Source organism: Pseudomonas sp. efr-133-TYG-5 (assembly GCF_030209175.1).
Lineage (GTDB): Bacteria > Pseudomonadota > Gammaproteobacteria > Pseudomonadales > Pseudomonadaceae > Aquipseudomonas.
On the sequence record NZ_JARVSM010000001.1, the window covers coordinates 411,844 to 436,065 of the forward strand.

Sequence of the window (24,222 nt, forward strand, 5' to 3'; positions counted from 1 at the left end):
AAGGGCGACAGTCTACGCGCTCAGCTCAACTGGTGACGATAGGGCAGATCCGGACCGGTCTTGCTGCACGTCAGGGCCGCCGCCTGTACGGCAAACCTGAGCATCGCGTCGATCTGCTCGCGACGGAGTTCCTCAACACCTGCGACCGAGTCCAGTTCCTGCTCGGTCAGCCAGGTGATCAGCGCCGCTTGAAAGGTATCGCCGGCACCGACGGTATCAGCGATCTTCACCGAGCATGCCGGTACCGACCATGAGCCATGGACGCGACTGAATACCGTGGCGCCCTCGCCGCCACGGGTAAGGAACACCAACCGGCAACGATGCGCCAGCCAGCCTTCGATGACGCGCTGCGGATCCTGCTCGGGGTAGAGCAGGCTGAGGTCTTCGTCGCTGACCTTGATCAGGTCTGCCAGCGGCACCAGCGTGGCGATGCGCTCGCGCCACAGGTCGATGTTCGGTTCGGGGTTGAGGCGCACATTGGGGTCGAGGGTGATCAGGCGCTTGCCGCTTTCACGCCGGACCAGGGCGAGCAGGGTGTCGGCAATCGGCTGCACCACCAGCGAGAACGAACCGATGTGCAAGCCACGTACTTCAGCGCCCAGCGTGGGCAGGTGCACCAGGCTCAGTTGCCGGTCGGCGCAGCCCTCGCCGCGAAAACTGTAATGCGGCGAGCCATTGGCGCCCACCGCGACCATCGCCAGGGTGGTCGGCGCGGCGAACTCGAGCAGATAGTCCGGGTGCACGCCTTCTTCGTGCAGCACCTGCTGCAAGCGGCGGCCGAGGTAGTCGCTGGACAGTCCGGCGAACAATGCCGAGTCCACGCCCAGGCGGCGCAAACCGACTGCGACGTTGAACGGCGAGCCACCGGCAATCGCCTTGAAATTGACTTTCGATGCCAGGCCGCTGGCATCGTCGGCGCTGAAGAAATCGAACAGGGCTTCGCCACACACCAGGTACATAGTTGTTTGCTCTTTATAGGGTTGCGACATGCTGTCGATAGCGTTCATAGGCCTGCTGGAACGCGGCGACACGGGCGGCGTCTGGCAGGGTTCCACTGTTCAGGTCGAGCTTCACGCAGCGCTGGCAGAGATCGGCCAGGGTGTCCTCGTGGCCGTTCGACCACGACTTGCACCACGCCGCCTGAATCGCCGCGCCGAGGGCGGCAGCTTCGCTTTGTTCGGTGCAGATCACCGGGGTGTTCATGATGTCGGCGACGATCTGCCGCCACACCGCACTCTTCGAACCGCCGCCGATCAGGCAAATGCTGCGGCTTTGTAAACCATTCTGGCGCAGCAGATCCAGTCCATAGCGCAAACCGAACGTGGTGCCTTCGACCACCGCGCGACACAGGTTGGCCCGGTTCAGGTTGCTCATGGTCAGGCCGTGCAGGCTGCCGCTGGCATGAGGCAGGGCGGGGACGCGCTCACCGTTGAGGAATGGCAGCATGCTCACGCCTTCGGCGCCGATGGGCGCTTGCGCCACCAGAGCGTTGAACTGCTCGAGATCGAGGTCGAACAGTTCGCGGATCACCCCGGTGGCGTTGGTCAGGTTCATCGTGCAGATCAACGGCAGCCAGCCACCGCTGGAGGAGCAGAAGGTTGCCACCGAGGCATCGGCGCTGACTTTCGGCGCTTCGGCGTAGGCGTACACGGTACCGGAGGAACCGAGGCTCATAGTGATAGCGCCGGGGTGGATATTGCCGGTACCGATGGCGCCCATCATGTTGTCGCCGCCGCCGCTGGAGACCAGTGCCTGGGGGTTGAGGCCCAGGTGTTCGGCGATGGCCGGCAGAAGCGTGCCGACGGCCTGATGGGCATCGATCAGCTCCGGCAGCGCGGCTTGCAGGCGTCCGCTGGCGTCGATGTCCCGCAACAGTTGCAGGTCCCACTGGCGGCTGCGGACGTTGAAGTAGCCGGTGCCGGAGGCATCGCCGTACTCGCTGCAGCTACGGCCGGTGAGCCAGAAATTCAGGTAGTCGTGGGGCAGCAGGACCCGCGCGATGCGGGCGAACACGGCGGGATGCTGCTCCTTGGTCCACAGCAGTTTGGACACGGTGTAGCCCGGAGCAATGACCACGCCGAGGCGCTCCAGCGAGCCGTTTTCACCGCCCAGGTGTTTGAGCAGGCGATCGTTTTCGGCGGTGGTCTCGGTGTCGCACCAGAGTTTCGCCGGGCGCAGTACTTGGCCCTGATCATCAAGCAACACCAGACCGTGCTGTTGGCCCGAAACGCCGATGCCGAGAATCGCCTGGCCGTCGACATTCGCCGCCAGCAAGGCGCGGCGGGTGGCGAGGGCGAAGGCGTCTAGCCACTGCTGGGTGTCCTGTTCGCGGCGGCCGTTGGCGCCGCTGATCAGCGTATGCGCGGCGGCGCCCTGGCCGAGCACCTCGCCGCTGGCGGCGTCGAGGATGATTGCCTTGGTGCCCTGGGTACCGCAGTCGATGCCGAGGAACAGTTGTTGTGTTGTCATAGGCTCTCCACACAGATCGGTCCCACGCTCGGCGTGGGAATGCAGCCCGGAACGCTTCGCGTCCCATTCAACAGCAGACGCAGAGCGTCGATTGAGTCATTCCCGTGCAGACCGCGGGAACGATCAGGCGGCGAGAATCTTTTCCAGAGTCCGCGTCACCCCCACCTCGCGCAAGCTGTTGCAGCACCATTCGAACGCCGCCACGAACTCCGCCGACCGAGGAATGGCCGTGCCGAAGATCTCCTCGACGCCCAGCAGACGCTGGGTGATCAAGGCATCATCGGCCACCAGCCCCTGGCAGAACGCCGCGCGCGGATCCGGAATCGAATAAGTGTCGCCATTCTCGTCCACACCCTTCAAGTAAAGCGCCCAAGCCGCCACCACCAGCGCCGCCCGTCTGGTCTCCTGCCCATCGGCAATCAAGCGATTGATAGTCGGAACGGTGAACTTGGGAAACTTCGACGAGCCATCGGAGCACACGCGCTCCAATTGATCGGCAATCGCCTGATTGGAGAAGCGCGCGACCAGCGTGTCCTTGTAATCGGCCAGGTCAATGCCTGGCACCGGTGCCAGTTGCGGGGTCACGTCGAGGTCCATGTAGGCGCGCATGTAGCGCACGAACAACGGGTCGTTCATGGTTTCGTGAACGAAGCGGTAGCCCTTGAGAAAACCCAGGTAAGTCAGCGCCAGATGACTGCCGTTGAGCAGTTTGATTTTCATCTCTTCGTAAGGCGAGACGTCGTCGGTGAACTGCACGCCGACCTTCTCCCACGCCGGGCGGCCGTTGCCGAACTTGTCTTCCAGCACCCACTGCACGAACGGTTCGCACACCACCGGCCAGGCATCGTCCACCGCGTGTCTGTCGGCCAGTTGCAGGCGGTGCGCGGTGCTGGTCATCGGCGTGATGCGGTCGACCATGGCATTGGGGAAGCTGACATTGGCGTCGATCCAGCTGCACAGGTCGCTGTCGCGCAGCGTGGCAAACGCCAGCAACGCCTTGCGGGTGACTGCGCCGTTGTGCGGCAGGTTATCGCAGGACATCACGGTAAACGCCGGAATGCCGGCCGCGCGGCGTTGTTCCAGCGCCGCGCACAAGAAGCCGAACAAGGTTGTCGGTGCATGCGGATGCGCCAGGTCATGCTGGATCTGCGGCAGATGGGCCATGAATTCGCCGCTGCTGTCATCGATGCAATAGCCGCCTTCGGTAATGGTCAGCGAGACGATGCGGATCTGTGGATCGGCGAGCTTGTCGATCAACGCCCGGGCGCCGTCCTCGGCCAGCAGCATGTCGCGGATCGCGCCGATCACCCGCACTTCGGTGTCATCACTGTCGCCGAGCTCGAACAGGGTGAACAGGTAGTCCTGTTCCTTGAGGTCATCGTGGGCCCGGCGATCTTCGGCGCGCAGGCCGACACCGCAGATCGCCCAGTCGAGCGCCTCGCCGGTGTTCATCAGGGCGTCGGTGTAATACGCCTGGTGGGCGCGGTGGAAACCGCCGACGCCGATGTGCGCGATGCCCTGGCGGGTGTCGCCGAGGTTATAGGCCGGCAACTGCACTTCGGCGGCGAGGCGATGGAGGTTGTGTTGATTGAGTTTCATTGGGCAGGTCTCGAAATATCAGGCCGCAGCGCGCAGCGGACGGGTCAGCGCAACGCCTTCGGCATCGAACAGATGGCAATGAGCGGCATCCAGGTGCAGGTTCAGTTGCTCGCCGTAGCGGCTGGCCAGATCGCCGCGCACACGCATGGTCAGGGCTTCGCCGGCGGCGGTGGTGACGTGGCAGAAGGTGTCGCTGCCGAGGCGTTCGCTGACGTCGGCGGTGACTTGCAGGGTGCAGTCGCCGGGTTGCGCCAGTTCCAGGTGTTCCGGGCGGATGCCCAGGGTCACGGCGCTGCCGATGCTCAGATTGGCCGCATTGAACGGCAGCGTGATGCGGGTGCCGGCGTCCAGTGAGACCTCGCAGCTCTGGCCTTCGACCCGGGCGATCTTGCCCTTGAGGAAGCCCATTTTCGGCGTGCCGAGGAAACCGGCGACGAACAGGTTGGCCGGGCTGTGATAGAGGTCCAGCGGCGAGCCGACCTGTTCGATCTTGCCGCCATTGAGCACCACGACCTTGTCGGCCATGGTCATCGCTTCGACCTGATCGTGGGTCACGTAGATCATGGTCGCTTGCAGATCCTTGTGCAGGCGCAGCAACTCCAGGCGCATCTGCACGCGCAGCGCGGCGTCGAGGTTGGACAGCGGTTCGTCGAACAGGAAGATTTTCGGGTTGCGCACAATCGCCCGGCCGATGGCCACCCGCTGGCGCTGGCCGCCGGAGAGCTGTTTCGGCTTGCGCTCCAGCATCGGCCCCAGTTCCAGAATGCGCGCCGCTTCACCGACTTTTTTCTCCACTTCGGCCTTCGGCACGCCGGCCAGGTCGAGGGCGAACGACATGTTCTTCTTCACGGTCATGTGCGGGTACAGGGCGTAGGTCTGGAACACCATCGCCAGGTCACGTTTGGCCGGGCTGACTTCGGTGATGTCGCGGCCATCCAGCTCGATGGTGCCACCGCTGACTTCTTCGAGCCCGGCGATCAGTCGCAGCAGGGTGGATTTGCCGCAACCCGAGGGGCCGACGAAAACTACGAATTCCTTGTCGTTCACCTCCAGGTCGATACCCTTGATGATGGAAAAGCCTTCGAAGCCTTTTTGCAGGTTCTTGATTTTCAGGTTGGCCATGATAATGGGCCTCCGCAGTATTGTTATTCGTTTGGGCCGGGCGAATTTTTGTGTGGGAGCGAGCCTGCGCGCGAACGCGGTGCGTCAATCACCATCAAGGCCGACTGACACGGCCACTTCGCGAGCAGGCGCGCTTCCACAGGGGATTGGGTGCAGTTGGAGCACGTCATTTCACGGCACCGAACGACAGGCCGCGGACCAGCTGTTTCTGGCTGATCCAGCCGAAGATCAGGATCGGCGCGCAAGCCAGGGTCGACACCGCCGACAACTTGGCCCAGAACAAGCCTTCAGGACTCGAGTAGGAGGCGATCAGCGCGGTCAGTGGCGCGGCTTTCGACGAGGTCAGGTTGAGTGACCAGAAAGCCTCGTTCCAGCACAGGATCAGCGACAGCAGCACGGTCGACGCCAGGCCGCCCTTGGCGATCGGCAGCAGCACCCGGACCATTTCCTGCCACAGCGTGGCGCCGTCCAGGCGCGCAGCCTCGAGGATGTCCTTGGGAATGTCTTTGAAGTAGGTGTAAATCATCCAGACCACGATTGGCAGGTTGATCAGCGTGTAGATCACGATCAGCGCGATGCGTGTGTCGAGCAGGCCGAAACTCTTGGCCAGCAGGTAGATCGGCATCAGTACGCCCACCGGTGGCAGCATTTTCGTCGAGAGCATCCACAACAGCGTGCCTTTGGTGCGCTGGGTTTCGTAGAACGCCATCGAGTAGGCGGCCGGCACCGCAATCAACAGGCACAGCGCGGTGGCACTGAAGGAAATCACCACCGAATTCCAGGCAAAACTGAAGTAGTCGCTGCGTTCGTTGATGTGCAGATAGTTCTCCAGCGTCGGCATGAAGATGAACTGCGGCGGCGTGGCGAACGCGTCGATTTCGGTCTTGAAGCTGGTCAGCACCATCCAGAAGATCGGGAAGAAAATCACAATGGCGATGGCCCAGGCCAGGGTGCCGAGCAGCAGGCTTTGCAGACGACGGGATTGTTGAAGAGTCATGGCAGGCCTCAGGCTTTGTCGGTCAGGTTTTTGCCGATCATCCGCACCAGAATGATCGCGGCGATGTTGGCGATGACCACGGCGATCAAGCCGCCCGCCGAAGCCATGCCGACGTCGAACTGCACCAGCGCCTGGTTGTAGATCAGGTAGGCGAGGTTGGTCGAGGCGTAGCCGGGGCCGCCGTTGGTGGTGGTGAAAATCTCGGCGAACACCGACAGCAGGAAGATCGTCTCGATCATCACCACCACGGCGATCGGCCGGGCCAGGTGCGGCAGGGTCAGGTGCCAGAAGATGGCAATCGGTCCGGCACCGTCGAGGCGCGCGGCTTCTTTCTGTTCCTGGTCGAGGGACTGCATGGCGGTCATCAGGATCAGGATCGCGAAAGGCAGCCACTGCCACGAGACAATGATGATGATCGACAGCAGCGGGTAGTGCGCGAGCCAGTCCACCGGCTCGGCGCCGAACACTTTCCAGAGGTAGGCGAGGATCCCTGACACCGGATGGAAGATCAGGTTTTTCCAGATCAGTGCGCCGACGGTGGGCATGATGAAGAATGGCGAAATCAGCATGACCCGCACGATGCCGCGGCCGAGAAACTCGCTGGCTTCCAGCAACGCGCTGATCAGCACGCCGAACACCACGCTGATGAGCAACACGCTGCCCACCAGCAGCAACGTGTTGGTGGCCCCGGGCAGGAACCCGGAATCGGTGAGGAAGTAGCTGAAGTTATCCAGTCCGACGAACTCGTTCACCCCGGGATCGAGCAGGTTGTAGCGGATCATCGAGAAATAGACGGTCATGCCCAGCGGCACGACCATCCACAGCAGCAACAGGGCCACCGAGGGGCTGACCAGGAACCAGCCGGGGTTGGCCACGCGGCTTTTGCGCTGCGGCGCGGACAGGTCGATGTGGGCTTTGGCAGTTGAAGTATTCATGGCGATCACAACCGTTTGGGTGCAGATACAGGTTCAGGAAAGACACCATTCCTGACACTGACGCGAATCCTGTGGGAGCTGGCCTGCCAGCGATGAGGCCGGCACATCCGACATTGATGTTGGCTGCTCAATCGCCATCGCTGGCAAGCCAGCTCCTACAGGGAGAAGTAGCGGGTTACTTGGGGTAACCGGCGCGCTTCATCTCGCGTTCAGTGGTTTGCTGCGCTGCCGTCAGCGCCTGGTCGACCGTTGTCTGGCCGATCAGGGCGGCCGAGAACAGTTTGCCAACCTGAGTGCCTACACCCTGGAACTCGGGGATGGTCACCAGTTGAATGCCGATGTAAGGCACCGGTTTGAGGGTCGGTTTGCTCGGGTCGGCAGCCTTGAGCGATTCCAGCGTGACCTTGGCGAACGGCGCGGCGCTCATGTAGGCCTCGCTGTAGGTCGAGGTGCGGGTGCCAGGCGGCACGTTGGCGATGCCATCGGTCTTGGCCACCAGCTCGCCGTACTCCTTGGAAGTGGCCCAGGCGCTGAAGGTTTTTGCCGCGTCCTTGGCCTTGGAGCTGGTCGGAATCGCCAGCGCCCAGGAATACAGCCAGGCCGAGCCTTTGTCGGTGACCTGGTGCGGGGCGTAGGTGAAGCCGACGTGATCGGCGACTTTGCTCTGGGTCTTGTCGGTGACGAACGAGCCGGCGACGCTGGCATCGACCCAGATCGCGCATTTGCCGCTGTTGAACAGCGCCAGGTTTTCGTTGAAACCGTTGCTGGAGGCACCCGGCGGGCCGGACTTCTTCATGGTGTCAACGTAGAAGTTCAGTGCGTTTTTCCACTCGGGGCCGGTGAATTCAGGCTGCCATTTCTCATCGAACCAGCGTGCGCCATAGGCGTTGGCGACGGTGGTGATCAGCGCCATGTTCTCGCCCCAGCCGGCCTTGCCCCGCAGGCAGATGCCGTACTGCTCTTTGTCCTTGTGGGTGAGCTTGCCGGCGAACTCGGCGATCTGCTCCCAGGTCGGACGCTCGGGCATGGTCAGGCCGGCATCCTTGAACAGGTCGGTGCGGTAATAGGTGATCGAACTTTCCGCATAGAACGGCAGCGCGTACAGCGACCCCTTGACCGACAGGCCTTCGCGCACCGACGGGAACACGTCGTCGAGGGCGTAACTGGCCGGCAGATCCTTCATCGGCTCCAGCCAGCCCTTGGCGCCCCACAGTGCCGCTTCGTACATGCCGATGGTCAACACATCGAACTGGCCACCCTGGGTGGCGATGTCGGTGGTCAGGCGCTGGCGCAGGACGTTTTCCTCCAGCACCACCCAGTTGAGCTTGATGTCCGGGTGCTCGCTCTCGAAGGTTTTCGAGAGTTTCTGCATACGGATCATGTCGCTGTTGTTGACGGTGGCGATGGTCAGGGTCTGGGCGCCAAGGCTGACGCTGCTGAGGGTCATGCAGGTGAGGGCAAGCAGAGCTTTTGCAGTGGGTTGCATCGTGCACTCCTTTTCTGCACCCAGGGGGGCAGAAGGACAGTTATTGTTTTTGTGTCTTCCTGATGAGGGAAGAATGTGCACTGATTACAGCCTTCTGACGCAGGGCTGACAAATCATCCCTAGCACTTGAATCGATACTTTTTTGCACTGCGCTTTTGTCGGCGACGCGTGAAGAACGTTGAGAGACGCGTAAGCGTGTGCTGAATGTGTATTGGTGTGAGGGCAGGGGGCAAGCCTTGATCGCAGCCTTCGGCAGTTGCTGCAGAAGCATGTTTTCAACGGTAGGAGCTGCCCAAGGCTGCGATCTGCTTACCGCTAGGCGTGGTTCTGTTCCGTCAATCGCTGCACCACCAGGCGCCGGTAATGCGACGGTGTCATGCCCTTGAGTTGCTGGAAGCGCCGGTTGAAATTGGAAATATTGTTGAAGCCCGACTCGAAACACACCTCGGTCACCGGTTTGTCGCCGTCGGCCAGCAGCTCGCAGGACTTGCTGATGCGCAGGCGATTGACGAATTCGATGAAATTGCGGCCGGTGGCCTGCTTGAACACGCGGCTGAAATAGGTCGGTTTCATGCCCAGGTGCTCGGCAACTTCCTCCAGCGGCAGCTCTCGGGCGTAGTGGGCGAAGATATAGTCGACCGCGCGGTTGGTGCGGTCGACGTTGTGTTCGTCGGCCAGTTGCTCGGTGGTCGCACCGGACAGCAACTGATAGTCATCGCTCGCCGCAAGCAGCTCCATGAGGATGAAAAAATGCCCGAGGCGGGTAATGCCGCGGGAATCGGCGATGCGCTGCATCAGGCTCATGGCCTGGGCAATGGTGCGCTGGCAGCGGAATTCGATACCGTACTGTGCGCGCTCCAGCAGCGGCGCCAGGCTCTTGAGCTCGGCGAACACCTGATGACCGCTTTCGAACAGCTCGTCAGTGAAGTTGACCAGCATGTCGCGCTTTTCCACCACCTCGTCTTCGGCAACCTGGCTGATCCAGTTGTGCGGCAGGTTGGGGCCGGTGAGAAACAGGGTCTGCGGATAGAAGTTGCCGATGTAGTCGCCGATGAACACCTTGCCGGAACTGGCGACGATCAGGTGCAGCTCGTATTCCTTGTGAAAATGCCAGCGCACCAGCGGGCAGGGAAAACCGTGCTCGCGGTAGATGATGGACAAGCCGTTATGGTCATCCATCAGTTCATAGGAGGGATCGGTCACGCGAGCGGTTCGAGTCATGACGGGGCGCTTCTGCTGTAATCGCCCGCCGATCATGCCTCTTTCTACGGTTGCTGCGCCAGCCCGTCGGCGTGGCGTCGAGCGCTTGCGGGGTTATCGGACGCGATTCTTTTCTTCAATCCATTGCGCCATGTATTGCGTGCTCTTGAGCGTGTGGTGACGCAACATGCTGCCGGTGAAGTTGTCCCGGCGCCGCTGTTGCAGGTGTTGCCGGCAGTCCTCCAACGTGTCGATCAGGGCGGCCGCGTGGGTAGCGCGATCGTAGCGCTCGACCAGCAAGTGCCTGCCGTGGGCCTGCGCCTGGGTCCAAAGCGCTTCGTCGCGGTACAGCTGAACAGCCTGATCGGCGAGCGCCTGCGCGGACTCGGCGATGACGCCCGGCCACGGCAGGTCGCCATGCATGCCTTCTGCGCCGACCGGTGTGGTCACGCTGGGCGTGCCGCAAAGCATTGCATCGAGCAGTTTGCCCTTGATGCCCGCGCCAAAACGCAGCGGCGCCAGGCAGATACGCGCGTCCGACATCACCTGCAACGCGTCTTCGGCCCAGTTCATCACGTGAAAGCCCTGTGCCGCATTGTGCAGCGCGGTTGCCTTGGGCGGGGTGTAGGCGCCATAGATGTGCAGTTGCGCGCTTGGCAGTTGCGCGCGAATCCGCGGCCACAGGCTGTTTTTCATCCAGAGCACCGCGTCCCAGTTCGGCGCGTGGCGGAAGTTGCCGATGCTGAGGAAATGCGCCCGCTGCGCGAATGACCTGGCTGGCGCCTCAGGCGCATCGACCATCAGAGGGCACCAGTGCAGCAGCGCGCGCGGCAGGTGGAACTGCTGCACCAGCAATTCGATCTCCACGGGCGAAATCATCAGGTTCAGGTCGCAGCGATACAGCGCGGCGATCTCGCGTCGGGCCAGGTCAGTGTCGGCCATGTGTGCGAACTCTTCGCGCAGGGCCGGCGCGAACAGCTGGCTGAAGTCATTGTCGTCGTCACTGGCCTTGAGACGATCCTTGAGGCGCTGGTGGCGCGCGTGGCGCAGGCTTTGCAGATCCGAGGTTTCCAGCACGCGCAGCGCATTCGGGCAGTGCTTTTCGACGCGCCAGCCGAATTGTTCTTCCATCATGAACTGATCGAACAGGACGATATCCGGTGCCAGCTCGCGGACAAACGTGTCGAAACTGCTGTGATTGAGCTCGATCGGCACCTCATGGATGTCCAGGGCGGCAAGGTCAGCCTTGTGTTCGCCGTGGCCGGCGGGGCTGCTGAAGGTGATGTCCCAGCCCTGTTGCCGGAACGCCTCGAGGATCTGCATGACGTGCCCGCTGGCCGCTGAGGATTGTGGCTCCGGCCAGACATAGCCGATGACCAGAACAGTGGTGGGGCGGGGTTGACTCATGAACGGGACTTCCTGGATGCAGGCCTGCGCCTGGGAGAAACGAGGGGGCGCCATTAAACCATAGCCCGCCGCGTTTGCTCCCGGCCTGCGCTCGCAGGTGCTGCGCCGGATCAGGCGCCGATGATGCCTTTGACCTTGTCACGCAGTTGATCGATGGAGAACGGTTTGCCGATCACATGCATGTCGGCAGGCACTTCGATGGTTTCGGCGTAGCCGCTGGCGAACAGGATCGGCAGGGCCGGGCGCAGAATGCGGGCTTCGCTGGCCAACTGGCGACCGTCCATGATCGGCAGGCCGACGTCGGTCATCATCAGGTCGATATGCTGGTTGACGTCCTTGAGCACTTCCAGCGCCTGCTCGCTGCCATCGGCCTCCAGGACCTTGAATTCCAGCTCCTCCAGCACATCGACGATCAGCATGCGCACGATTGCGTCGTCTTCTACGACTAGGATGGTGGAGGCGGTGGCGGACATAGTGGCAACTCTCGGTAATAAAATTCAGGTTTGTGCCGGTCGATCAAAATTGCCGGACTCTTGCATGAGTAAATGGCGCATGGCCACAAGTTCCCTGTCGGATACAAAAAAGAATAGGTGTTCCGGGGGCGGCAAGGATAACCGCTGGTAAGGAATCTGATGCAGGCAAATGTAGGAAATTGCTGCTAAATCTGTGAGAAAAATGGATCCAGGCGACCGTTTTGGGGCAAACTCCCTGGTTTTCAACAGTTCGACAAGGCTGCCCCATGTCCTCTCCGTCTTCGGTTGATGAGCAACGGTTTCGCAAACTCCTGAGTCGCAACATCAGTCTGCCCCTGGGCGTCGGTGTGCTCAGTGCCGTGTTCTTCGTATCGCTGATTACCTATCTGCTGTCGGTGATCCAATGGGTCGAGCACACGGATCGGGTGATCAATAACGCCAATGAAGCGGTGAAACTCACCGTTGACCTGGAAACCGGCATGCGCGGCTTCCTGCTCAGTGGCGACGAGCACTTCCTCGATCCGTACGAGACGGCCAAGCCGCGCATCGCCGTGGCACTGAAAACCTTGCTGGAGTTGACCGCCGACAATCCGGCGCAGACCGACCGCTTGCGTCGCCTGCAAGCCTTGCAGACCGAGTGGGCCAACTACGCGCAGTCGATGATCGATCTGCAACGCTCCAGCGGCGATTACCGTGGCGCGGTCAAGGCCGGACGCGGCAAGCGCCTGACCGACGAGATCCGCAAGCAATTCGAAGACGTGATCGAGACCGAACAGGTTCTGCGTACCACGCGCAATGAAGACGTGCGCCGCACGACGATCTGGAGCATCAGTCTTTATCTGCTGTTCATTGCCGGGATCAGCGGTTTGCTGGCCTACATCGGCCGGCGTGACCTGGTCAATCTTTCCCAGAGCTACAGCGCGACGCTGGCTGCGCAGGAAGCCAGTGCGCAGCGTCTGGAACAGCAGGCGTGGTTGCGCAACGGCCAGACCGAGCTGGCCGAGCAGGTGCTGGGGCAACTGACGTTGAACCTGTTGGGGCGCAATATCCTGCAATTCTGCGCGCAATATCTCGGGACTGCGGTGGCGGCGCTGTATGTGCGTGAAGAGCACGGCGGCCTCAAGCGTGTGGCGACTTACGGTTTCTCCCGCGAGCAGGAAGAACAGCAGCAAGCCATTTTCGACGGTGAAGGCATCGTCGGTCAGGTGGCGCAGCAGGCACGCCTGATCCGACTGGACTCAGTGCCGTCCGACTACTTCAAAGTCAGCTCCGGCCTCGGCCAGGGCCTGCCGCGCAGCGTCCTGGTAGTGCCAACCAGCGATGACGAGCGCGTCAACGGCGTGATCGAGCTGGGCTTCCTGCGTCCTCTGAGCGACCGCGACATCGAACTGCTGGAGCTGATTGCCGGCAACATCGGCACGTCCATCGAAGCCGCGCGTTACCGTCAGCGTCTGCAGGAAGTGCTGGCCGAAACCCAGCAGCTCAACGAAGAACTGCAGGTGCAGCAGGAAGAGCTGAAAACCGCCAACGAAGAGCTGGAAGAGCAGTCGCGGATTCTCAAGGAATCCCAGGCGCACCTGGAAACCCAGCAGATCGAGCTGGAACAGACCAACGAACAACTGGCCGAACAGGCGCAGATCCTGGCCGACCAGCGCGACGCCATGGACCAGAAGAACACCGAGCTCAATCAGGCCCAGGTGCAACTGGAAGAACGCGCCGAAGAACTGCAGCGTTCGAGCAAGTACAAGTCCGAATTCCTCGCCAACATGTCCCACGAGCTGCGCACGCCGCTGAACAGTTCGCTGATCCTTGCCAAGTTGCTCGCGGAAAACCCGCAGGACAATCTCAGCAGCGAGCAGGTCAAGTTCGCCGAGTCGATCTATTCGGCTGGCAACGATCTGCTCAACCTGATCAACGACATTCTCGACATCTCCAAGGTCGAGGCCGGCAAGCTCGAAGTGGTGCCGGAAAGCACCAGTGTCGCGCGCCTGGCCGACGGCCTGCGCTCGATGTTCGAGCCGCTGGCGGCGGACAAGCAATTGACCTTCAGCGTCGATCTGCAGCCCGATGCGCCGACCATGCTCTACACCGACCGCCAGCGCCTGGAGCAGGTGATCAAAAACCTGCTGTCCAACGCGGTGAAATTCACCGAACACGGCGCAGTCAGCCTGACCATCGCCGGTCAGCCGCACGATCGCATCGCGTTCATCGTCCGTGATTCGGGTATCGGGATTGCCGCGGATCAGCAGGAAAGCATCTTCGAAGCGTTCCGCCAGGCCGATGGCACCACCAACCGCAAGTACGGCGGCACCGGCCTCGGGCTGTCGATTTCGCGCGATCTGGCGACATTGCTCGGTGGTTCGATCAGCGTCAGCAGCGCGCCGGGGCAGGGCAGTGTATTCACCCTGGTGTTGCCGCAGCAGTACCTCGAACCAGGCGAAACGCCGGCAGCACGGTTGACCTTCACCCCGCCGGCCGCGCAGCCCGTGGTCGCCGCAGCCGCGCCGGTTGCGCCGATGGCGCCGGTACACATCCCGCGCTTCAACGACGACCGCAGCAAGGCACCGTTTGCCACGCGCTGCATCCTGGTGGTGGAGGACGAGCCGAACTTCGCCCGCATCCTCTATGACCTGGCCCATGAGCTGGGCTATCAGTGCCTGGTCGCCCACGGTGCGGATGAAGGCTACGACCTGGCCCGGGAATTCGTCCCGGACGCGATCCTGCTCGACATGCGCCTGCCGGACCATTCCGGCCTGACGGTGCTGCAACGCCTCAAGGAACACGCCGAAACCCGCCACATTCCGGTGCACGTGATTTCTGTCGAGGATCGCGTCGAAGCCGCCATGCACATGGGCGCCATTGGTTATGCGGTGAAGCCGACCACCCGCGAAGAGCTCAAGGACGTGTTCGCCCGTCTCGAAGCTAAGCTGACGCAGAAGGTCAAGCGTGTGCTGCTGGTCGAGGACGACGATCTGCAGCGCGAAAGCATCGCCCGCCTGATCGGTGACGACGACATTGAAATCACTGCCGTCGGCCTGGCGCAGGATGCACTGGAACTGCTGCGCACGACGATCTTCGATTGCATGGTCATCGACCTCAAGCTGCCCGATATGCTCGGCAATGAGCTGCTCAAGCGCATGTCCACCGAAGACATCTGCTCGTTCCCGCCGGTGATTGTCTACACCGGGCGCAACCTGACCCGCGACGAAGAGGCTGATCTGCGCAAGTATTCGCGCTCGATCATCATCAAGGGCGCCCGCTCGCCAGAGCGCCTGCTGGATGAGGTCACACTCTTTCTGCACAAAGTCGAATCGCAGTTGTCCCATGAACGGCAGAAGATGCTCAAGACCGCGCGCAGCCGCGACAAGGTCTTCGAGGGCCGCAAAGTGCTGCTGGTGGACGACGATGTACGCAACATCTTTGCCCTGACCAGTGCCCTGGAAACCAAAGGTGCAGTCGTGGTGATCGGCCGTAACGGTCGCGAAGCGATTGAAAAACTCAATGAAGTCGAGGACATCGATCTGGTGTTGATGGACGTGATGATGCCGGAAATGGATGGTTTCGAAGCCACCATTGAAATCCGCAAGGATCCGCGCTGGCGCAAGCTGCCGATCATTGCGGTGACGGCCAAGGCCATGAAGGACGATCAGGAGCGTTGCCTGCAGGCGGGCGCCAATGATTACCTGGCCAAGCCCATCGATCTGGATCGCCTGTTCTCGCTGATTCGCGTGTGGTTACCGAAGATGGAACGCATTTAGTGGAAAGCAGTCATCCCATGGAGCGCAACAGCGAGATCGAGCTGCGCCTGTTGATCGAGGCGATTTACCTCAAGTACAGCTACGATTTTCGCGATTATTCCGGCGCTTCGATCAAGCGCCGGGTGCAGCACGCGCTCGGCCAGTTCGAATGCGCGACCATTTCGGCGTTGCAGGAGAAAGTCCTGCACGACCCGCATGCTTTCATGCAACTGCTGCAATTGCTGACGATCCCGGTCAGCGAAATGTTTCGCGATCCGTCGCACTTCCTTGCCATTCGCCGGGAAGTGGTGCCGCTGCTCAAGACTTATCCGTCGATCAAGATCTGGATTGCCGGATGCAGTACCGGCGAAGAGGTCTATTCGATGGCGATCATGCTGCGCGAGGAAGGTCTGCTCGACCGTACGATCATCTACGCCACCGACATCAACCCGCGCTCGCTGGAAAAGGCCAAGCAAGGGATCTTCTCGATGGAGAACGTGCGCGCCTACACCGCCAATTACCAGCAGGCCGGCGGCCAGCGTTCGTTCGCCGACTACTACACTGCTGCGTACGGCTACGCGATTTTCGACAAGAGCCTGTGCGAGAACGTGACGTTTGCCGATCACAGCCTGGCAACCGACAGCGTATTCTCCGAAACTCAATTAATTTCATGCCGTAACGTATTGATTTACTTCAATAAAAAGTTGCAGGATCGCGCCTTCGGCTTATTCCATGAGTCGCTCTGCCATCGCGGCTTCCTGGTGCTGGGCAGCAAGGAAACCCTGGATTTTTCCAGCTACTCGAACCACTTCGAGGCGCTGGTCAAACAAGAACGGATCTACCGCAAATCATGAACAGTGCAGCGGACTTGCCTCGGGTCGAGGCGATTGTGGTGGGTGCTTCGGCCGGTGGCGTCGAGGCCTTGCTGAACCTGCTCGGCCCGCTGCGCACGGGGTTCCAGCTGCCGATCATTATCGTTCTGCACCTGCCGGAAGAGCGCCGCAGCCAACTGGCCGAAGTGTTTTCCCGGCGCGTGGCGCTGCCGGTGGCTGAAGCCATCGACAAGCAGGACATCGCCCCAGGCACGGTGTATTTCGCGACGCCCGGTTATCACCTGTCGGTGGAGCAGGATCGCAGTCTGTCGCTGAGCCTTGAAGACCGTCTGCATCATTCGCGGCCGTCGATCGATTTTCTGTTCGAGTCGGCTGCCGACGTCTACGGTCCGGCGCTGGCCGCCGTGCTGCTGACCGGCGCCAATCATGACGGCGCGCGAGGCATGGCCCACGTCAAGCGGCAGGGCGGGCTGACCATCGTGCAAGATCCCGCTGAAGCGCACGTGGCGACCATGCCGGCGGCAGCACTGAAGACTCACCAACCGGATCACATACTTCCCCTACACGGCATCGGCCGTCTGCTTGTCGAGCTGGAACGAATCGCATGCTGAGTAATATCCAAGCCAAACTGCTGATCGTCGACGATCTGCCGGAAAACCTGCTCGCCCTCGAAGCGCTGATCAAGCGCGAGGACCGCACGGTGTACAAGGCGCTGTCGGCCGACGAAGCACTGTCGCTGCTGCTGCAACACGAATTCGCCATGGCCATTCTCGACGTGCAAATGCCCGGCATGAACGGCTTCGAACTGGCCGAACTGATGCGTGGCACCGAGAAAACCAAGAACATCCCGATCATTTTCGTCAGCGCCGCCGGCCGTGAACTGAACTACGCGTTCAAGGGCTATGAAAGCGGCGCGGTGGACTTCCTGCACAAACCGCTGGATATCCATGCGGTGAAGAGCAAGGTCAACGTCTTCGTCGATCTGTACCGCCAGAGCAAGGCCATGAAGCAGCAGGTCGAAGCCCTGGAACAGAGCCGCCGCGAGCAGGAAGCGCTGTTGCAACAGCTGCAGAGCACGCAACGCGAGCTGGAGCAGGCAGTGCGCATGCGTGACGATTTCATGTCGATCGTCGCCCATGAAGTGCGCACGCCGCTCAACGGCCTTATCCTCGAAACCCAGCTGCGCAAGATGCACCTGGCGCGGGATAACGCCGCCGCGTTCACCCTGGACAAGATGCACGCCATGGTCGACCGCGACGAGCGCCAGATCAAAAGCCTGATCCGCCTGATCGAGGACATGCTCGACGTGTCGCGGATTCGTACAGGCAAGCTGTCGATCCGACCGAGTCGCTTCGATCTGGCGCAACTGGTGGACCACCTGCTGCAAAACTTCGCGCAACAGATCGAAGCCGCCGAGACCGAAGTCAGCTTCACCGCGCCCGAGCCGGTTTTCGGCTGCTGGGACGAATTCCGCATCGAGCAGGTGGTGTCGAACCTGATCACCAATGCCCTGCGCTACGGTGGCCGCAGCCCGATCCAGGTGCGTGTCTATCGCGCCGGAGAAGAGGCGCGGATCGAGGTGCAGGACCGTGGCATCGGCATCAGCGAAGAGAACCAGAAGCGTATTTTTCAACAGTTCGAACGGGTATCCGCCAAGACGGTGGTGGCCGGGCTCGGGCTGGGTCTGTTCATTTCCGAGCAGATCGTCGCCGCCCATGGCGGCTCCATCGTCGTCGAAAGCAAGATCAACGAAGGCGCCCTGTTTCGCGTTTGTCTGCCGCTCCAGGAAATCGGTGAAACAAACGCAACCTCTGAGTGACCACACGGTCGTATCAGCAGCTATTGACCGAACAAAGGCTTCCCATGAGCGTAGATGCACAAGATGTAGTACTCGTCGTCGAGGACGAACCGGTTATCTTGATGGTGCTGACGGACTACTTGTCGGGCCAGGGATACCGCGTGCTGCAAGCGGAAAACGGCGAGCAGGCTTTCGAGATCCTCGCCAGCAAGCCGCACCTGGACATGTTGATCACTGATTTTCGTCTGCCTGGCGGTATCTCCGGCGTGCAGATCGCCGAGCCTGCGGTGAAGCTGCGACCGGACCTGAAGGTGATTTTCATCAGCGGTTATCCGCAGGAAATCCGCGAGACCGGCAGCCCGATCACCCGCAAGGCGCCGATCCTGGAAAAACCGTTCGACCTGGACGTGTTGCAGGAAAAAATTCAGGAATTGCTGGCCTGAGAACAGGCATCGGCGCAATGCCGACGCCTGTCCGTCCGACTCGCCTCAATAAAGCTGATCCGCCTGGCTGAAGCTGAAAGTGGCCTCCGCCGAAGCTGTGGACGGCAAGACTATCTTGATGATCGGAATGACCATGCCGCCCGTGCTGTTGTAAAAATCACGCTGGTCATGCCGCGCATTCGCCAGGCCCTCATTGACGTAAAAAAACGCCTCGATCGGCAATTGCTTTGCAATATTCTGCGGCCATGTCGCCAGGATCAGCTCGTTGTGCTGGTGAAACCAGGATGTGCCCAGCAGGCTTCGGGCGCGGATCGACTGGTAGAAGGAATCGGCGCCCAGGTGATTCATGCTGTCGCGCACATCGAAACTGCACTGGTAGGCCGGTGCATTGCCGGGGCTTGGCGCCGCTCGCCAGTGCGTCATCCACTGCTCTGCAGTGGTAATGCCGATGGTCTGGCAGCGGCGGCTTTGCGTTGGGTAGTACGGATGTCCGCCACAGCCTGGCTTCTCGCGCAATTGCGTCCAGCCATCGATGGGGTAGGCGCACAGTACTTCGATTTTGCGTTTGTCCGGCGGACTGTTGAGGATGGGATAGAAGATAAACCCGCTGTTCTGGCCGAATATCAATTTCTGGAATTTCGAATCCTTGCGCAGATAGGAAAAGGACACGCCACCACTCTGTTGTGAATGAGGGCTGGGATTCCACGTAGAGTAGGTGGGACCTGGCACCGTCGAGCGAACAATCACCCCTGCACATAGAAACGCCGGGGTCGAAACCGAACCGCAATTGATACGGACATCGTTGTAACGCCTGGTCAGATTGGCCACCACTGCGGGGCCGTTGAGCACGGTGCCCGAGGTCTTGGCAGCCGTGCTTTGTTCATTTGCCGCGGGAATACTCGGCGATTGATCAAGGGGCTGACATCCCGGGAGGGAAAGCATCAGCACCCACAACATTGCGCAGGGCTTGTTCATTGGGTCTGTCCTTGTCAGGTGTTTTACGGCTGAATCAGGCGCGGTTCGAGCGCGATTCAGGCCTCCTTCGGGTACAGATTCCAACATTGATGGGCAACAGCGGATACTGTCAGAGCTGACAGGTTTCAGGCATGAAAAAACGGCCTATGCTGCGCAATAGGCCGTCAATGACACGGTAATCGTGGGCGTGAAGGTTCAGGCGCGAATCATCTCCCGAACCTTGGCGGTCAACAGGTCAAAGGTGAACGGCTTGGTGATCATCTGCATGCCCGAGTCGAGGAAACCGCCGCGCACCGCCGCGTGTTCGGCGTAACCGGTGATGAACAGCACCTTGAGGTCCGGGCGGTATTGCCGGCCGATTTCCGCCAGTTGACGACCGTTCATGCCCGGCAGGCCGACGTCACTGATCAGCAGGTCGATGCGCTGGTTCGAGTCGAGAATCGGCACCGCGCCATCGGCATCAGCGGCCTCGACAAAGGCATATCCCAACTCACTGAGCACTGCACTGACCAGTACGCGCACGGCCGGATCGTCTTCGACGATCAGTACGGTTTCGCCGTCCTGTGCATCGGGGGATTGCGGTGGGTCGACGGTAACCTGCGGCTGGGATTCGCCGGCAAAACGCGGCAGGTACAGCTTGACCGTGGTGCCCTTGTCGATTTCGCTGTCGATGGTCACATGGCCACCCGACTGCTTGCTGAAGCCGTAAATCATCGACAGGCCCAACCCGGTGCCCTGGCCAATCGGCTTGGTGGTGAAGAACGGATCGAATGCGCGACTCATGACGCTGGGCGGCATGCCGCAACCGGTGTCTGCGACGCTGAGCACTACGTATTCACCAGGCTGCAGGTTGCTGTAGCCGGCAGTGAAGTCGCTGTCGAGCACCTGATTGCTGGTCTCCACTACCAGTTTGCCGCCGTCGGGCATGGCATCGCGGGCATTGAGCACGAGGTTGAGCAGAGCGCTTTCCAGTTGGTTGGGGTCGGCCTCGGCGATCCACAACTGCTCGTTGAGGCGCATGTCGAGCTGAATGCTTTCGTTGAGGCTGCGCTGCAGCAGCTCACCCATCGACAGCACCAGGGTATTCATCTGCACTGCTTTGGAGTCCAGCGACTGCCGCCGCGAGAATGCCAGCAAGCGGTGGGTGAGGCCGGCGGCACGGTTGGCCGAGGTGACCCCGAGATCGATCAGGCTGTCGAGATCGTCCATGCGGCCGCGCGCCAGACGTCGGCGCAGCAACTCCAGGCTGCCGATGATCCCGGTCAGCATGTTGTTGAAGTCGTGGGCGATACCACCAGTGAGTTGGCCGACCGCTTCCATTTTCTGCGACTGACGCAGGGCTTCTTCGTTGTGGCGCAACTGCGCCGTGCGTTCTTCGACCTGTTGCTCAAGAGTTTCCAGGGTCGATTGCAGGCGACGTTCGCTTTCACTGAGGTCGATCAGGCGATCACGGGCTTCATACTGTCGTCGTCGGCCGCGCAGGGCGGTGGAGACCAGACTGACCAGCGTTGCCGGATGAAACGGTCGCTCGAGAAACGTGACGTTGCCGAGCAAGGCGCTGAGGCGCGAGGAGGGGCCTTGTTCCGGCCCACCGTGATGAGTCAGCAGCACGATCGGCAGGTCCGACCACGTCGGTTGATGCTCCAGATAATGCAGCAGGGTTTCCAGTTCCGGACCGCGCAGCGCTTCGACGGCGATCAACAGCAGTCCGGCTCCCGAGTCCAGCTCGCTGCAGAGCTTGCCCAGATCGGCAGCGATGACCCCGCCGTATCCGGCTTCATTGAGGATCATCAGGGCAACCTGGCTGTCACGACCCAAGGGCGCCAGGATCAGCGCCCGTTCGGACAGCGGCACGGCGATAGTCACAACTTGTCATCCTTGAGCAGCGGATTACTCGCGCCGAGGTAGGTCGGCACGCCGCGCAGCACGCCCTGGAACGCTTCCAGCGGTTCACCGATAGTCATGCCTTGCGTCGAAATACGGTATTCACGAATGGTCGACTCGTGGCTGCCAGTACGTTTTTTGATGATCGAAATCGCCCGGCGCACCTTGCCGAGGGCTTCGAAATAGCGCAGCAGAATCACCGTGTCGGCCAGATAAGTGATGTCGACCGGGGCCTGCATGTCGCCGACCAGGCCATGCTGGGCGACGGTCATGAAGGTTGCCGCACCTTTGCGGTTGAGGTACAGCAACAGTTCGTGCATGTGCAGCACCAGTGCGTTCTCTTCCGGCATCGCGGCCTGATAGCCGTTGATGCTGTCGATCACTACGGTTTTGATTTTGCCTTCGTCGACACAACGGCGCACCCGATGGGAAAACTCGCCGGGCGACAACTCGGCGGCGTCGACCTGCTCGATCAGCAGATTACCGGTGGCGCGCAGGGCCTTGAGATCGATGCCGATGTTCCTCATGCGCTCGAACAGCAGCTCCAGTTCTTCGTCGAAGATGAACAGCGCGGCTTTTTCCCCACGCGCCACCGCAGCAGCGGCGAATATCATCGAAATCAACGATTTGCCGGTACCGGCCGGGCCGAGGATCAACGTGCTCGAGCCGGTCTCGATACCGCCGCCGAGCAGGGCGTCCATTTCCTTGATGCCGCTGGTCAACTGCAGGCGTGGGTAGTCGCCACGGTGCTCAGCCGCCACCAGGCGCGGGAAGACATGCACGCCGTCGCCCATGATGGTGAAGTCATGGTAACCGCCGCGATATTTCTGCCCGCGGTACTTGATCACCCGGATACGCCGGCGTTCGGCACCATAATTCGGCGTCAATTCCTCAAGGCGGATCACCCCGTGGGCAACACTGTGCACGGTCTTGTCGAGCGATTCGGTGGTCAGGTCGTCGAGCAGCAGCACCGTGGCGTCATAACGCACGAAGTAGTGCTTGATCGCCAGGATCTGACGGCGATAGCGCAACGAACTCTGTGCCAGCAGACGAATCTCCGACAGACTGTCGAGGACCACCCGGGTCGGTTTGACGCGCTCGACCACTTCGAAAATCTGTCTGGTCGCTTCGCCCAATTCCAGGTCGGAGGAGTACAGCAGACTCTGCTGGTGCTCGGCGTTGAGCAGACTTTCCGGCGGCGTCAGCTCGAAAATGTGAATGTTCTCGTCCAGTTCCCAACCGTGGGACGCCGCCCCTTGACGTAATTCACGCTCGGTTTCCGACAGCGTGATGTACAACGAGCGTTCGCCGGCACGGGCGCCAGCCAAAAGAAAATGCAAAGCGACGGTGGTCTTGCCAGTACCGGGTTCGCCCTCGAGCAAAAACACATGACTGCGCGACAGGCCGCCGGCGAGGATGTCATCCAGACCTTCGATGCCGGTGGCGGCTTTTGCACTGATCAACTCGTTAGATGTAGACAAAAAATGCCCTCTCATGACTAGGGGAGGCGAGGCAACAGGCTGTGAATGCCAAATTGAACTGCCTGAATACTTGACCCTTGCCCGTGATGACGGTTCCGATATTTCTTTCAAGAAGTGTCGGGAAGGCTGTCGAAAGTCGTTCAGAGTCCCTGCTGCAACGCCGGATCATCCGGATTCATCTGCTCAAGCTGCGCCAGCAGAATCTGTACGTTCTGCAACTGGCCGCTTTCTTTCCAGTAATTGATCAGCAATACCCGCGCCTTGCGGTCGGCGGGATGTCGCTGGACGATTTCCTGCAGCTGTTTCTGCGCCGCTTCCAGTTCTTCGGCGCTGTGCAGCGTGGTCGCCAGGTCGTAGCGATAATCCTTGTTGTCCGGTTCCAGTTCGACGGCTTTGGACAAACCGAGCAGGGCATATTCACGCTGGTCGTGATGCAGTAGCCAGAGGCCGAGGGCGTGTTGCAGATAAGCGGAATCGGGTTGGGTCTTCAGTTGTCTGGCCAGCAACTGGCGGGCGGCATCGCTCTGGCCCTGGCGATCGAGCACTTCAATCTGCATGACCAGGGCCGGCAGGTTGCCCGGCTCCAGTTGCAGGGTTTGCTCAAGGGCATCCTGGGCCTGCTGCAATTCAGCGTTGTGCAGGTGCAGGCGCGCCAGTTGTGCGTAGTTGGCCGCGCTCGGTGGCTGGCTCTTGAGCACTTGCTCCCAGCCGTCGATGGCTTGCTGCAGTGGAGCGAAGTACAGCCCCAGTTCGTCCGGTGACAGGCCGAGCAGGGCGTTGATCGCGGCGAAACGCACGCTCTGGTCTTCGTCATCGAGCAGCGGCCCCAGCAACAGGCTGCGCGGGCCGCCGGGCACCAGGCCGACGACACTTCTGATCGCCGCCAGACGCACTGGCGGCGCCTCGTTCTGCAGATCGGCGTCCGCCAGTTTCAACGCCTGCGGGCTCGGATAATTGGCCAGTTCGGCGTGCAGCCAGACGCGACGCTTGACCGACAGATCCGGGCGCGCCAATTGCTGATACAGCATTCGCGCGGCCCCCGGCTGGCCGGCGCGGGCGGCGGACAACGCTTCGCTGTAACCGTGCTTGATGGCCTCCGGCACCACCGGAGTGGTGCTGCGCAGGGACATCCAGGCAACAACCAGTACAAGCACGAGGCCAAGGCTGACAAACAGGTAGCGGCGGGACTGAGGCATGCGGGTATCCGAAGCTTTTCGTACTGAAGCAGAGCGGCAAGCTTCGGTCAGCTTCGCCCGTGAGTCAAACCCTGCGCCCGGCGTATTTCGCCTGGCGCCGTGTTTCCGAGGCTGACGTCCTACAGGCTGACGAATTGCCCTACATCTCGCGTCGACCACGTGAGCCGTCGATTCCTCAAAGCAGTGA

The 24,222-nt window shown here is 61.2% G+C and carries 19 protein-coding genes; 5 read left to right on the top strand and 14 right to left on the bottom strand.

The window, feature by feature from the left end; translation table 11 throughout:
• Positions 1-20 precede the first annotated feature (20 nt).
• From QRN70_RS01865 to QRN70_RS01910, 10 genes are all read right to left on the bottom strand, one after another.
• Positions 21-959 carry a carbohydrate kinase family protein gene (locus QRN70_RS01865; RefSeq protein ID WP_285415518.1) on the bottom strand — a complete coding sequence of 313 codons (939 nt, stop codon included), beginning with the start codon at positions 957-959 and terminating at the stop codon, positions 21-23.
• 13 nt (positions 960-972) lie between these two features.
• On the bottom strand, positions 973-2,469 hold the full coding sequence (gene xylB / locus QRN70_RS01870) for a xylulokinase (protein ID WP_285415519.1): 1,497 nt from the start codon (positions 2,467-2,469) through the stop codon (positions 973-975).
• 123 nt (positions 2,470-2,592) lie between these two features.
• Positions 2,593-4,068 carry a mannitol dehydrogenase family protein gene (locus tag QRN70_RS01875; RefSeq protein ID WP_285415520.1) on the bottom strand — a complete coding sequence of 492 codons (1,476 nt, stop codon included), beginning with the start codon at positions 4,066-4,068 and terminating at the stop codon, positions 2,593-2,595.
• A gap of 18 nt (positions 4,069-4,086) precedes the next feature.
• A complete protein-coding gene (locus tag QRN70_RS01880; protein ID WP_285415521.1) occupies positions 4,087-5,190 on the bottom strand; it encodes an ABC transporter ATP-binding protein in 1,104 nt (367 codons plus the stop codon).
• Between the two features lie 166 nt (positions 5,191-5,356).
• Positions 5,357-6,187 carry a carbohydrate ABC transporter permease gene (locus tag QRN70_RS01885; RefSeq protein WP_285415522.1) on the bottom strand — a complete coding sequence of 277 codons (831 nt, stop codon included), beginning with the start codon at positions 6,185-6,187 and terminating at the stop codon, positions 5,357-5,359.
• An 8-nt stretch (positions 6,188-6,195) separates the two neighbouring features.
• Complete coding sequence (locus QRN70_RS01890) at positions 6,196-7,122, bottom strand: carbohydrate ABC transporter permease (protein ID WP_285415523.1); 927 nt, start codon at positions 7,120-7,122, stop codon at positions 6,196-6,198.
• 175 nt (positions 7,123-7,297) lie between these two features.
• Entirely contained in the window at positions 7,298-8,608 is a 1,311-nt protein-coding gene (locus QRN70_RS01895) for an ABC transporter substrate-binding protein (RefSeq protein ID WP_285415524.1), read from the bottom strand.
• 315 nt (positions 8,609-8,923) lie between these two features.
• A complete protein-coding gene (locus tag QRN70_RS01900; RefSeq protein ID WP_285415525.1) occupies positions 8,924-9,829 on the bottom strand; it encodes an AraC family transcriptional regulator in 906 nt (301 codons plus the stop codon).
• A 93-nt stretch (positions 9,830-9,922) separates the two neighbouring features.
• Positions 9,923-11,215 carry a glycosyltransferase gene (locus QRN70_RS01905; RefSeq protein WP_285415526.1) on the bottom strand — a complete coding sequence of 431 codons (1,293 nt, stop codon included), beginning with the start codon at positions 11,213-11,215 and terminating at the stop codon, positions 9,923-9,925.
• 110 nt (positions 11,216-11,325) lie between these two features.
• Positions 11,326-11,688, bottom strand: a complete 363-nt coding sequence (locus QRN70_RS01910; RefSeq protein ID WP_285415527.1) for a response regulator — start codon at positions 11,686-11,688, stop codon at positions 11,326-11,328.
• 266 nt (positions 11,689-11,954) lie between these two features.
• Between QRN70_RS01910 and QRN70_RS01915 the strand changes: the two genes are divergently transcribed.
• Genes QRN70_RS01915 through QRN70_RS01935 form a run of 5 tightly spaced genes read left to right on the top strand, consistent with a single transcriptional unit; the run spans position 11,955 to position 18,499 of the window.
• Positions 11,955-15,446 carry a response regulator gene (locus QRN70_RS01915; protein ID WP_285415528.1) on the top strand — a complete coding sequence of 1,164 codons (3,492 nt, stop codon included), beginning with the start codon at positions 11,955-11,957 and terminating at the stop codon, positions 15,444-15,446.
• Between the two features lie 17 nt (positions 15,447-15,463).
• On the top strand, positions 15,464-16,279 hold the full coding sequence (locus QRN70_RS01920) for a CheR family methyltransferase (protein ID WP_285415529.1): 816 nt from the start codon (positions 15,464-15,466) through the stop codon (positions 16,277-16,279).
• Positions 16,276-16,869, top strand: coding sequence for a chemotaxis protein CheB (locus QRN70_RS01925; protein ID WP_285415530.1), 594 nt, complete (start codon positions 16,276-16,278; stop codon positions 16,867-16,869). Before QRN70_RS01920 ends, QRN70_RS01925 begins: the two co-directional genes overlap by 4 nt.
• Positions 16,863-18,077, top strand: a complete 1,215-nt coding sequence (locus QRN70_RS01930; RefSeq protein ID WP_285415531.1) for a hybrid sensor histidine kinase/response regulator — start codon at positions 16,863-16,865, stop codon at positions 18,075-18,077. The genes QRN70_RS01925 and QRN70_RS01930 overlap by 7 nt, the downstream gene beginning before the upstream one ends.
• A gap of 44 nt (positions 18,078-18,121) precedes the next feature.
• Positions 18,122-18,499: a response regulator gene (locus QRN70_RS01935; protein WP_003225116.1), complete on the top strand. Its 378-nt coding sequence runs from the start codon at positions 18,122-18,124 to the stop codon at positions 18,497-18,499.
• A gap of 45 nt (positions 18,500-18,544) precedes the next feature.
• On the opposite strand, the gene QRN70_RS01940 is transcribed toward QRN70_RS01935, so the two are convergent.
• From QRN70_RS01940 to QRN70_RS01955, 4 genes are all read right to left on the bottom strand, one after another.
• The gene (locus QRN70_RS01940) at positions 18,545-19,474 is read right to left on the bottom strand and encodes a halovibrin HvnA (protein WP_285415532.1); all 930 of its coding nucleotides are present in this window, start codon (positions 19,472-19,474) and stop codon (positions 18,545-18,547) included.
• 195 nt (positions 19,475-19,669) lie between these two features.
• The gene (locus QRN70_RS01945) at positions 19,670-21,340 is read right to left on the bottom strand and encodes an ATP-binding protein (RefSeq protein ID WP_285415533.1); all 1,671 of its coding nucleotides are present in this window, start codon (positions 21,338-21,340) and stop codon (positions 19,670-19,672) included.
• The gene (locus QRN70_RS01950) at positions 21,337-22,839 is read right to left on the bottom strand and encodes an ATPase domain-containing protein (protein ID WP_285415534.1); all 1,503 of its coding nucleotides are present in this window, start codon (positions 22,837-22,839) and stop codon (positions 21,337-21,339) included. Before QRN70_RS01950 ends, QRN70_RS01945 begins: the two co-directional genes overlap by 4 nt.
• A gap of 140 nt (positions 22,840-22,979) precedes the next feature.
• A complete protein-coding gene (locus QRN70_RS01955) occupies positions 22,980-24,035 on the bottom strand; it encodes a tetratricopeptide repeat protein (RefSeq protein WP_285415535.1) in 1,056 nt (351 codons plus the stop codon).
• Positions 24,036-24,222: the final 187 nt, after the last annotated feature.